The organism is Anaeromassilibacillus sp. An172 (genome assembly GCF_002160515.1).
GTDB classification, from domain to species: Bacteria; Bacillota; Clostridia; order Oscillospirales; family Acutalibacteraceae; genus Limousia; species Limousia pullorum.
Window position 1 is genome coordinate 69079 of record NZ_NFKS01000011.1, and the last position, 11163, is coordinate 80241.

Consider the following 11163-nt stretch of genomic DNA (forward strand, 5'->3'; position numbering starts at 1 on the left):
CCTTTATAACCTTATGTTATGATGAAGCTAATTATTTATTTTCTTCAATAAGCTTGATAAAATCATCGAAAAGCCACATTGTATCAAGCGGACCTGCACATGCTTCCGGATGGAACTGCACGGAAAATGCAGGGAACTTTGTATATTTTACACCCTCACAGGAGCCGTCGTTCATATTTATAAAGCTGAGCTTTCCGTGCTCCGGCAAACTGCTGTCAACTACAGCGTAGCCGTGGTTCTGAGCGGAGATATAAACTCTTCCGCAGCTTAAATCCTTAACCGGCTGGTTTGCTCCTCTGTGGCCGTATTTGAGCTTCTCGGTTTCTGCTCCCTGTGAAAGAGCCAAGAGCTGATGACCGAGACAAATTCCGAAAATCGGGATTTTATATTCGCAGACCTTTTTAAGCTCTTCAATGACGCCTTTATTTTCCTGTGGGTCTCCAGGACCGTTTGAAAGCATTATGCCGTCCGGATTAAGGCTCTTGATTTCCTCAGCCTTTGTATCAGCCGGAACAACAGTCACATTACAGCCACGTTGTGTAAGACATCTGATAATATTTTCCTTTGTTCCGAAGTCCCAGAGAACCACGTTATATTTAGGATTTTCACTTTCATAAACCTTGGCCTCTTTGCGTGTAACTCTGTTTACAACTCCTGCGCAGGTGTATTCCTTGATTTTTTCAAGCTCTTCATTGCTGTAAGGAGGTGCTTTCTTTGTGAGCATACCGTTCATAACGCCGTTGTTTCTGATAATTCTTGTAAGTCTTCTTGTATCTATTCCGCTCATTGCCGGGATGTTTTCCTTTTTAAAGTATTCATCAAGGCGCTGAGTGCTTCTGTAGTTTGACGGAGTTTCACACCAATCTCTTACTATATAGCCGGAAAGCCAAGGTCTCTCGCTTTCAAAATCCTCCGGAATAACACCGTAGTTTCCTATAAGCGGAAAAGTCTGAACAAGAATCTGACCGCAGTAGCTTGGGTCTGTTATGCTCTCCAGATAACCGGTTATTGAAGTGTTGAAAACAACCTCGCCGTAAACGGTTTCAAAATCGCCGCCGAAGCTGTCGCCTGCAAAATATTCTCCGTTTTCAAGTACCAGATAGATTTTTTCTTTTTTCATTTCTAATTCCCCCATAGATTTCCGGCTTTACTTAGCATAAAAAATTAAAAGCTCTGCTGTAATTATTTGCTTTATAAAGCCATAGATATTCCTTTTTCCTAAAAAAAACCCGTAAAAAAAGCGTCTGCGATGCAATTCTCTGAAAACAATTGAAAACTGTAGTTTCAGAAAATTAACAATATCGCAGACGCCTTTGTCCGTTTTTCAAATTATACCACCATGCAGGAAGCTTGTCAATAACTTTCATTCAATTCATTATTTTTCCCCTATATAGGTTATATTTCGGATATTTTTTTGTTTTTTTGAAACAAACTGAAACGTAAAATAAAAAACTTGCATTTCCCCTATTGACAAAGAGAAAAAGATGTATTATAATTGCTCACGTAATCGGCAAAGGCGCCACAGGATTTCTGTGGCGTCTTTTTCTTTTTTAAAGCTTTAAAGCGTAAGGCAACGTCAATAATCACTTACAGCGCCGTTTACTAAAAAATCCGAAAGGCTGATTTTTATGAGTAAAACAACATTTCCAGCAAGCTACAGCACAAAAAAGCATCTTAGCGTTTTTGAAACACAAAAGGCTATAGAGGCGGTAAAAGATATATTTTCATCCAAACTTAAAAACGCTTTGAATCTTACAAGAGTTTCCGCTCCGCTTTTTGTAGAGCCTGAAACAGGACTCAACGATGACTTAAACGGTGTTGAAAGACCTGTAGTATTCGATATTAAAGAAACAGGAAAAGACGCCGCAGTTGTTCATTCCCTGGCAAAATGGAAGAGATACGCTCTTTATAAATACGGATTTACACAGGGCTCCGGTTTGTACACAGATATGAACGCCATAAGACGTGACGAGGAAATGGATAACCTCCATTCAGTTTACGTTGACCAGTGGGACTGGGAAGCAATTATCCCGGACGGCAGACGTGACAGAGAATATTTGAAATCAACAGTTGAAAAAATTGTAGGTGCTATCTGCGACACAGCCGATGAGCTTCACAAAATGTTCCCGGTTCTTACAGCTTCTTTCTCACGTGACATAAGCTTTGTAACCACTCAGGAGCTTGAAGACATGTACCCTGACAAAACACCGAGAGAAAGAGAAAACCTCTATGTAAAAGAGCACAAGACCGCTTTCATTATGGAAATCGGCGACAAGCTCAAATCAGGAGAAAAGCACGACGGAAGAGCTCCTGACTATGACGACTGGAAGTTAAACGGAGATATTTTCTTCTACAACGAGGTTTTGGACTGCGCCTTTGAGGTTTCCAGCATGGGTATCAGAGTTGACAGCAAGTCAATGGACGAACAGCTTACAAAAGCCGGCTGTGACGACAGAAGAGAACTCCCTTTCCAGAAAATGGTTTTGGATAAAACATTGCCTCTCACCATCGGCGGAGGTATAGGACAGTCAAGATTGTGTATGCTACTGTTGGAAAAAGCTCACATCGGCGAAGTTCAGGTTTCAATCTGGGACGACGATACCAAGGCTGCGGCAGAAAAAGCAGGCGCAGTATTGCTTTAATATAAATTTATTCTCACCAACCACAACAATACAAACAGGAGGAATTTTCCATGAATAATGTTCCCGCAGAAAATAAAAGCAACTATATTCCGGAACTTTTCGGAAGCATGGTTTTCAACGATAAAGTGATGAAAGAAAGACTTCCGAAAGAAACATACAAGGCTTTGAAAAAGACTATGGAACTTGGAAAGAGCCTTGACAGAACAATCGCAAACGTAGTTGCCAACGCAATGAAAGATTGGGCAGTGGAAAAGGGCGCAACTCATTTTACCCACTGGTTCCAGCCGATGACAGGCTACACCGCAGAAAAGCACGACAGCTTTATTACACCTGAAACTCCCACATCTGTAATTATGGAGTTCAGCGGCAAGGAGCTTGTAAAAGGCGAACCTGACGCCTCCTCTTTCCCATCAGGCGGACTCCGTGCCACCTTTGAAGCAAGAGGCTACACCGCATGGGACCCATCTGCATATGCATTTATAAAAGACAATACACTGTGTATCCCAACTGTATTCTGTTCTTACGGCGGCGAAGCTCTGGACAAAAAGACCCCTCTTCTCCGTTCAATGGAAGTTATCAATAAGCAGGCATTGAGAATTTTAAGACTTTTCGGCAACACAGAGGCCACACGTGTTATTACAACTGTCGGCCCTGAACAGGAATATTTCCTCATCGACAAGGATTATTACGCACAGCGTGAAGACCTTATGCTCTGCGGCAGAACTCTTTTCGGCGAGCGTCCTCCAAAGGGACAGGAGCTTGAGGACCACTATTTCGGAACAATCAAGCCGAGAATAAAAGCATTTATGAAGGATTTGGACATTGAGCTTTGGAAGCTTGGTGTATTTGCAAAAACCGAGCACAATGAGGTTGCACCTGCACAGCACGAGCTTGCTCCAATCTTCACCAATACAAACGTGGCAACCGACCAAAACCAGCTCACCATGGAGATTATCAAAAAGGTTGCACAGAAGCATGATCTTGTATGTCTCCTCCACGAAAAGCCATTTGAGGGCATCAACGGAAGCGGTAAGCACAACAACTGGTCCTTGTCCACAAACACCGGCGTAAACCTTTTGGAGCCAGGCGATTCACCTGCTGAAAACGCACAGTTCCTCCTTTTCCTCTCGGCTGTTATCAAGGCAGTTGACGAGTATCAGGATTTGCTGAGAGTTTCTGTTGCAAGCGCCGGAAACGACCACCGTTTGGGTGCAAACGAAGCTCCTCCTGCTATTGTATCAATGTTTTTGGGTGACGAGCTTTCCGACGTTCTCAAGTCCATTGAAAACGATTGCGAATACAACGGAAAAGACAAGGTTGAAATGAAAGTAGGAGTTCATATTCTCCCACGTTTCCCAAAAGACACAACAGACAGAAACAGAACCTCACCTTTTGCATTTACCGGTAACAAGTTTGAGTTCCGTATGCTGGGTTCAGGCGACTCAATCGCCGGACCAAACATTGTGCTTAACACAATCGTTGCAGAAGAGCTTGCAGGCTTTGCAGACAAACTTGAAGGTGCTGAGGACTTTAACGCAGTTCTTCACGACATTATCAAGGAAGTTTTGAAGGACCACAAGAGAATTATCTTCAACGGCAACAACTATTCTCAGGAATGGGTTGAAGAAGCACAGCGCAGAGGTCTGCTGAATCTGAGAACCACAGCCGATGCTCTCCCAACCTTTATTTCTCAGAAGAACATCGACCTTTTCACAAAGCACAAGATTTTCACCAAGGGCGAAATGATTTCCAGATACGAGATTCTTTCCGAACTCTATCAAAAGAAAATCACCATCGAAGCTTTAACAATGGACGAAATGGCAAGAAAAGAAATTATTCCAGCTGTTTTGGAATATGTTGATTTCCTTTCAAAGACCGCTGCAAACAAGCGCAGCCTTTCCCCTGATATTCCTGTTTCTACAGAGATTTCAACTGTTAAGGAGCTTTCAGCCTGTGTTGAGAACATGACATCTCTTGTAAACCAGCTTGAAGAGGATTTACAGCTTGCTAAAAAGGAAAGCGACATCCAAAAGCTTTCACAGTTCTTTGCAAACACAGTGCTTCAGCATATGGAAGCTCTCAGAGAAAGCGCAGACAAGGCAGAACACTTCATGCCAAAGAAATACTGGCCGTTCCCATCCTACTCAGAGCTTCTTTATAAAATTTAATTTGTTAATACCTAATATTTAGTATCCCTATAGATTCCAAAAAAATCAGAGTGACCTGTTCATAGTCACTCTGATTTTTGTTTATTCTAAAAGTTCTGTTGATTTTTCTTTTATAAGCCTTTTGTAAAACTCTGCGCTTTTTCTAACGGTTCTCTTTTGAGTTTCATAGTTCACATGAACAAGTCCGAACCTTGCGTGTTCTCCCTCTCTCCACTCAAAATTATCCAAAAAAGACCAGTGGTAATATCTTGTGACAGGAGAACCCTCGTACACTAACTCCCTTATATGGTCTTTTATATATTTTTCTCTCAAAATATCGTTCTTATCACAAACTCCGTTTTCGGTTATATAAACCTCTTTCTTAAACTTTTTATACAAATCCTCTGTTATAAGTCTTATACCCTCCGGATAAATATCCCAATTTAAATCGCTTTTGCTTTCTCCCTTGTATTCATTGGATGTAAAATATCCTATTGCTCGCCTTGTGTAATAATTTATACCGATAAAATCGTAATACTTTCCGCTTTCCAGCCTTTTTCCCATAAAAAGAGGTGTTTTTCCCTCATAAAAGCTATTGTTTATCATTGTATGGAAAAGATATTCATAAAAGGCTGTGCAAAATCTATGAATAGGATTTTTCTCATTTTTAGGCACAAAGTAAACCATATGATTTGCAAAGGAAACCTTTGTATCCTTATATCCCTTTTCTTCTCTCATTTTATGAATAAGCTTATAAGCGCCTATATGGCATCTCGCCATATTCTTGCATACACGAAATCCCGCTATATAGTTTCCCCTTAACGGCGGCCAGTAGGCTAACATATATCCGTTTAAAATATAGACATTCGGTTCGTTTATAGTGACAAATTCGCTTACTATATCTCCGAAGGACTCAATCACTTTTTCCACATACTCTAAAAAATATTTTACATTCTTTTTCTTTTCAAATCCTCCCATGTCCGCAAACCATATGGGGTCTGAAAAATGATGAAGTGTTACAAGGGGCTTTATTCCCTTCTCTATAAAATATTCAAGCTCGTCACGGTAGTGGTCTATTGCCTCTTTATTAAAAACGCCTTTTTGAGGTTCTATTCTGCTCCATTCAAGGCTCATTCTATAAATCTCAACGCCCAATGAAGCCATAAGGTCTATATCTTCCATATAACGATTGTAGTGATCTGCCGCACGCAGACAGTTTGTTCCGTCAACACATTTTCCCGTTTTGGAAAATCTGTACCATGTGTTATTTTTGTCTCCTCCCTCAATCTGTGTTGCAGAAGTTGCAACTCCCATAAGCATTTCTATACGCATACAAAAAATAAACTCCGTTCCTTTCAATCAATATACCTCTTAAAAATATTTCCAATTATATCATTTTGACCGAAATAAATCAAATAATTTATTATAATATCTTACTTTAAAACACGTGCATAAATTCAGCTTTAAAATAAAAAATAAAATTTTTAAAAAATCCGTAACCAAAATGCCTCTCCTGCAATAGTATGTAGTGTAAACAGAAAGGAGGAAAACAACAATGTGTAACTGTTTTGGCAACGACAACTGCTCATGGGTAATTCTTCTCATCATCATCCTCGTGTGCTGCTGCGGCGGCAACGCCGGCAAAGACAACGGCGGCTGCGGTAATTCCTGCGGATGCTGCTAAAAAATAACGGATTAGTTAAATAATCCGGAAATCTAAATGGCGGGCTGTCACCACTGGCAGCCCGCTTTTTCTTTTTTTGCAAGTAAGTCTGTTAAAATATTCACAAAATTTAAAAAAGCTGTTAATTTTTTATCAATTGTTGCTTTTTCTGAATTATTATGTTATTATAATTTCATATTATAAAGTCAGGAAATATTTTTAATATAAAAAATTAACATTAAGGAGGCAAAACAATGGCTAATACTTTTGACAAACCTTTGCTGCTTTTGGACAACAGCAGTATGATGACAGCATTAAACGACGGTGAATACAAATGTGAAAACCTCACCTTTGACGCAGCTCGTGCAATTATCGATATGCACGATGAAAAAGATATTTTACAGTGTTTTACAGATGCAGCTATTGAAACGGTAATATTCGACTATCTCAAAGTTTCCAAAAGAGATTTCACCAAAAAGCGCATAAGAAACATAAGACCGGGTCAGGACGCCATTGTGTTTAAGCTCTACATAACACCATCGGAAACCCAGCCTATTATAAAAACCGAAGAGGGCGCAGAAGCTAAAAAAATCCAAAACATTTATGTATACTGCCAGTATTTGACACGTTTGAAATAATCTCTATAATACAAAATTCAACACCGGACTTCAATAGAAATCCGGTGTCTTTTTATCAATCAATAAAATAAATCCAATTACTTTTTCTTGGAGCAGCCTTTGGGTATTCTCCGTCTACATATCCCAGCACGCAATGACCTATGCCCTCATACTCTCCCTCTATTCCGAGAGATTTAAGTATTTCCAAACCCTCAGGTCTTTCAAATTCTTCCTTTGCTCTGTGAATCCAGCAGCTTCCAACTCCCAGCTCATGAGCGGCAAGCATAAGATTTCCCATTACAAGACTTCCGTCATAAATATGTGTGGGAGCATTTTTATCCGCCAAAACTATAAGAACAACAGGTGCGCCATAGAACGGGTCAATATCTCTGCCCATTATCTCTGCATTAAGCTTTGAAAGTTTGTCACGTACCTCTTTGTTTGTAACAGCAATGATTATAGGTGATTGTCTGTTCATTCCTGTGGCGGCAAATTTACCGGCAACAACAATCTTTTCAATAATATCCTTTGAAATCATGTCAGGTTTGAAACATCTGATACTTCTTCTTGATTTAATACAATCAATTACTGTTTCCATAAAAACACCTCCTTTATAAATTCTGTTAATTTAATTATACTACAACATATTTTCCTGTCAATCCTTATCCACCATTTGAAGTATTAAAATGATTGAAATATATTTTCCTCCATGTTATTATGAAACAAAGATAAAGAAATAAACAAGGTGAATTATATGAATGAAAAACTGGCAGTTTTAAAGGAATATTTTGGACACAGCGAATTTCGTCAGGGGCAAGAAAAAATTGTTGATTGCCTTTTATCCGGCAAAGACGCTTTGTGTATCATGCCCACGGGTGCGGGAAAGTCAATCTGCTATCAGATACCTGCTCTTGTTTTTGACGGCGTCACTTTGGTTATTTCTCCTCTTATATCACTGATGAAAGACCAGGTTACATCACTTGTTCAATCCGGCATTTCTGCCGCATACATAAACAGCTCTTTAAATCAAGCGCAGTATTTCCGTGTCTTGGAAAATGCCGCATTAGGAAAATATAAAATAATATATGTTGCGCCGGAAAGACTTGTGGTTCCGGAGTTTACAGAGCTGTGCGATAAGATAAAAATTTCCATGGTTGCTGTGGACGAAGCCCACTGCGTTTCTCAATGGGGACAGGATTTCAGACCAAGCTATCTAAAGATAGTTGAATTTATAGAATCACTTCCCTGCCGCCCTGTTGTCGGTGCTTTTACCGCAACCGCTACCAAAGAGGTTAAAGAGGATATTTTAAAAATACTAAAGCTAAACAAGCCTCTTGTTGTTACAACAGGTTTTAACAGAAGCAATTTATTTTTCTCAGTAATGAAGCCCAAAAATAAGGACACAACACTTATTGACCTTATAAAAGAGCGCTCAGAAAAATCAGGTATTGTGTATTGCTCAACAAGAAAAGCTGTTGAGGAGGTTTGTGAGCTGATAAATCAAAACAGTTTTTCCGCCACAAGATATCACGCCGGACTTTCAGAAAATGAGAGAAAGGAAAATCAGGAGGATTTTGTTTTTGACCGTAAACAAATTATGGTTGCCACAAACGCCTTTGGAATGGGCATTGACAAATCAAATGTTTCCTATGTAATCCACTACAACATGCCGAAAAATATTGAAAGCTACTATCAGGAAGCCGGACGTGCTGGCCGTGACGGCTCTCAAGCCGACTGTATTTTATTGTACAGTCCTCAAGATGTATTCACCAACCGATTTTTAATAGAGAAATCCGAGGATAACCCCGAGCTTACCGAAGAAGAAAAATACATGGTTCGTGAAAAGGACTTTGAAAGATTAAAACAAATGACCTTCTACTGCACCACAAACGATTGTTTAAGAAAGTTCATCTTAAAATATTTCGGTGACAAAGCAGATAACTACTGCGGAAAATGCTCCAACTGCCTTACCCAATTTGAAACCATTGACATAACAGTTGATACACAAAAAATACTGTCCTGCATAATAAAAACAGGACAGCGTTACGGTAAAAAGATGATATGCTATGTTTTGCGTGGCAGTAAAAACGAAAGACTGCTGAGATTCAAGCTTGACAATCAATCCACCTACGGCATAATGAAGGACTCTTCTGAAAAACGAATAAGAAACATTATAGAGCATTTAGAGCAAATAGGCTTTATATTCTCAGAAGGCGGCGAATATCCGGTTTTAAAGGTCTCTGCCACAAGTTATGGCGTCTTAAAGGGTAAATCACCATTGACAATGAAAATCCCTAAGGAGCAAAAGAAAGAGCCAAAACCGACGGTTAAAGCTGCAGATATCAATGCAGTTATTGACAATGATTTGCTGGACGAACTTAAACAGCTTCGCAGAAAATTGGCTATGGAAAAAAATGTTCCGGCTTATATTATATTTTCCGACGCCACACTTACAGATATGTGTAAAAAACTTCCTATGACATCAGAAGAATTCCTCACAGTGTCCGGAGTAGGAAAAACCAAGCTTGCCCAATACGGCGAAATTTTTCTTGATACAATAAATAATTATCTTATAGAACAATCTTAATCTTTACAGCAGAAAAAACCACAAGCTCCAAAGCCTGTGGTTTTATGTTTATCATCTGGAAAATAATCTGTTATAAATTTTATCACCGTAATTTTTAAAGAAAAGTTTGCTAAAAAGAATACCGAGATAACCGCCCAAAGCATTCAATATAAAGTCGTCAATATCAACTGAGCGGTAATTATAGCCGATTGCAAAGCCGATTATGAACTGCAATGACTCTATCACCAACGGGAAAAGCAAAAGAAACAGGAAAAGCCAGATTTTATTGCTTTTTCTCATTGTCAAATCGAGAACAACACCATAAGGAGCAGCAATAAGAATGTTTCCTGCAATCTGAATAAAAGCTGTAACTGTCAAACCCATCTGCAACGTGGATATAATCGTTTTAAATGGGATAAAGTTATTTGGAACTGAACCAAAAAGCTCTGCGCCCTGATAAGGAATCGGAAAAAGAGTCAGTCCCAAAACAACTATTATGTAAACATAAAATACACTCCAAAAGAGGATTTTAAGCGGTATAGCCTTGAGGAGAAAAGCGATAACACCCCCAAAAACAATACCAATAGCACCAAATAAATACAAATCAACTGCCGACAACATTTTTACGACCTCCTTTTTATTATACACAATATGTACAAATATTTACATATATACTTTAACATCATAAACTCATAATTTCAACTATTTTTTACAATATATTTTTATTTGTATAAAAAAATCAGCCGTGGTAAAAAATTAACCATGGCTGTAAGATTAAAATTTAAAAATCAGGTTTCAGAAATAAATAAAACAAAGTCAACTGAGGATGAGCCATTCCAAAGACTAAGAAAAATGTATCTCAATACTTGTGTGGGTGTTAAATTCTAATATAAACCTTTACATGTCAAAAATTAAAAATAAGAGCAAGCCCAACCGAGAGCGAGCCATTCTAAAGACTAAACAGAAGGTTTCGCCCGCCTTGAAACGACGTTGATTTCTCAGTCAAACCTTTGCAAGGCGGAAATAAAAAAAGCAGTCTCGTTTGAAACTGCTTCTTTTGGCTCCCCCTGTCGGGCTCGAACCAACGACCCTGCGGTTAACAGCCGCATGCTCTACCGACTGAGCTAAGGAGGAATATATAAATTACACCCGATTTCTCGGATGTAATCTCTTCGTGTTGGCATCTCCCTATTTTCCCAGGCCGTCTCCAGCCAAGTATCTTCGGCACCACTGAGCTTAACTTCCGTGTTCGGTATGGGAACGGGTGGACCCTCAGCGTCATCAACACCAACTTTGGTGACTCGTGGGGGAATCGAACCCCCGTTACCGGCGTGAGAGGCCGGTGTCTTAACCGCTTGACCAACGAGCCATTTCTCGAGGCTAACGGTCTTTCTTTAGCTCATTAGCCCCTATTTATACTGGTGCACCATCAGGGGCTCGAACCCGGGACACCCTGATTAAGAGTCAGGTGCTCTACCAACTGAGCTAATGGTGCATCTTTCAGAGTTAACACCCTGAAAACTGAATA

At 39.6% G+C, this 11163-nt stretch carries 9 protein-coding genes, 3 tRNA genes and 1 rRNA gene; 5 read left to right on the forward strand and 8 right to left on the reverse strand.

Annotated elements, in window-relative coordinates:
- Window positions 1-31: 31 nt before the first annotated feature.
- Window positions 32-1120, reverse strand: coding sequence for a carbamoyl phosphate synthase small subunit (locus B5F08_RS07000; protein WP_204245165.1), 1089 nt, complete (start codon window positions 1118-1120; stop codon window positions 32-34).
- Between the two features lie 508 nt (window positions 1121-1628).
- Between B5F08_RS07000 and asnA the strand changes: the two genes are divergently transcribed.
- A complete protein-coding gene (gene asnA, locus B5F08_RS07005) occupies window positions 1629-2642 on the forward strand; it encodes an aspartate--ammonia ligase (RefSeq protein WP_087377753.1) in 1014 nt (337 codons plus the stop codon).
- A gap of 50 nt (window positions 2643-2692) precedes the next feature.
- A complete protein-coding gene (locus B5F08_RS07010) occupies window positions 2693-4810 on the forward strand; it encodes a glutamine synthetase III family protein (RefSeq protein ID WP_087377755.1) in 2118 nt (705 codons plus the stop codon).
- Between the two features lie 81 nt (window positions 4811-4891).
- Here B5F08_RS07010 and B5F08_RS07015 read toward each other — a convergent pair whose 3' ends face one another.
- The gene (locus B5F08_RS07015; RefSeq protein WP_087377773.1) at window positions 4892-6121 is read right to left on the reverse strand and encodes a glycoside hydrolase family 1 protein; all 1230 of its coding nucleotides are present in this window, start codon (window positions 6119-6121) and stop codon (window positions 4892-4894) included.
- 223 nt (window positions 6122-6344) lie between these two features.
- Here B5F08_RS07015 and B5F08_RS13625 point away from each other — a divergent pair, with 223 nt between their 5' ends.
- Window positions 6345-6473, forward strand: a complete 129-nt coding sequence (locus B5F08_RS13625) for a hypothetical protein (protein ID WP_275532167.1) — start codon at window positions 6345-6347, stop codon at window positions 6471-6473.
- Window positions 6474-6706: 233 nt separating this feature from the next.
- Window positions 6707-7090, forward strand: coding sequence for a DUF1874 domain-containing protein (locus B5F08_RS07020; protein WP_087377757.1), 384 nt, complete (start codon window positions 6707-6709; stop codon window positions 7088-7090).
- 55 nt (window positions 7091-7145) lie between these two features.
- Here the strand turns inward: B5F08_RS07020 and B5F08_RS07025 are convergent, their stop codons facing one another.
- On the reverse strand, window positions 7146-7667 hold the full coding sequence (locus B5F08_RS07025; protein WP_087377759.1) for a nitroreductase: 522 nt from the start codon (window positions 7665-7667) through the stop codon (window positions 7146-7148).
- 156 nt (window positions 7668-7823) lie between these two features.
- Between B5F08_RS07025 and recQ the strand changes: the two genes are divergently transcribed.
- Window positions 7824-9656, forward strand: a complete 1833-nt coding sequence (gene recQ, locus B5F08_RS07030; RefSeq protein WP_087377761.1) for a DNA helicase RecQ — start codon at window positions 7824-7826, stop codon at window positions 9654-9656.
- Between the two features lie 51 nt (window positions 9657-9707).
- On the opposite strand, the gene B5F08_RS07035 is transcribed toward recQ, so the two are convergent.
- The 5 genes from B5F08_RS07035 to B5F08_RS07055 all read right to left on the reverse strand — a co-directional run bounded on the left by B5F08_RS07035 (window position 9708) and on the right by B5F08_RS07055 (window position 11130).
- On the reverse strand, window positions 9708-10256 hold the full coding sequence (locus B5F08_RS07035; RefSeq protein ID WP_087377763.1) for a VanZ family protein: 549 nt from the start codon (window positions 10254-10256) through the stop codon (window positions 9708-9710).
- A 437-nt stretch (window positions 10257-10693) separates the two neighbouring features.
- Window positions 10694-10769: transfer RNA gene (locus B5F08_RS07040), tRNA-Asn, on the reverse strand.
- 41 nt (window positions 10770-10810) lie between these two features.
- Window positions 10811-10927 (reverse strand): 5S ribosomal RNA (gene rrf / locus B5F08_RS07045).
- Window positions 10928-10929: 2 nt separating this feature from the next.
- Window positions 10930-11004: transfer RNA gene (locus B5F08_RS07050), tRNA-Glu, on the reverse strand.
- A gap of 50 nt (window positions 11005-11054) precedes the next feature.
- Window positions 11055-11130 (reverse strand) — tRNA-Lys (locus B5F08_RS07055).
- Window positions 11131-11163 lie beyond the last annotated feature (33 nt).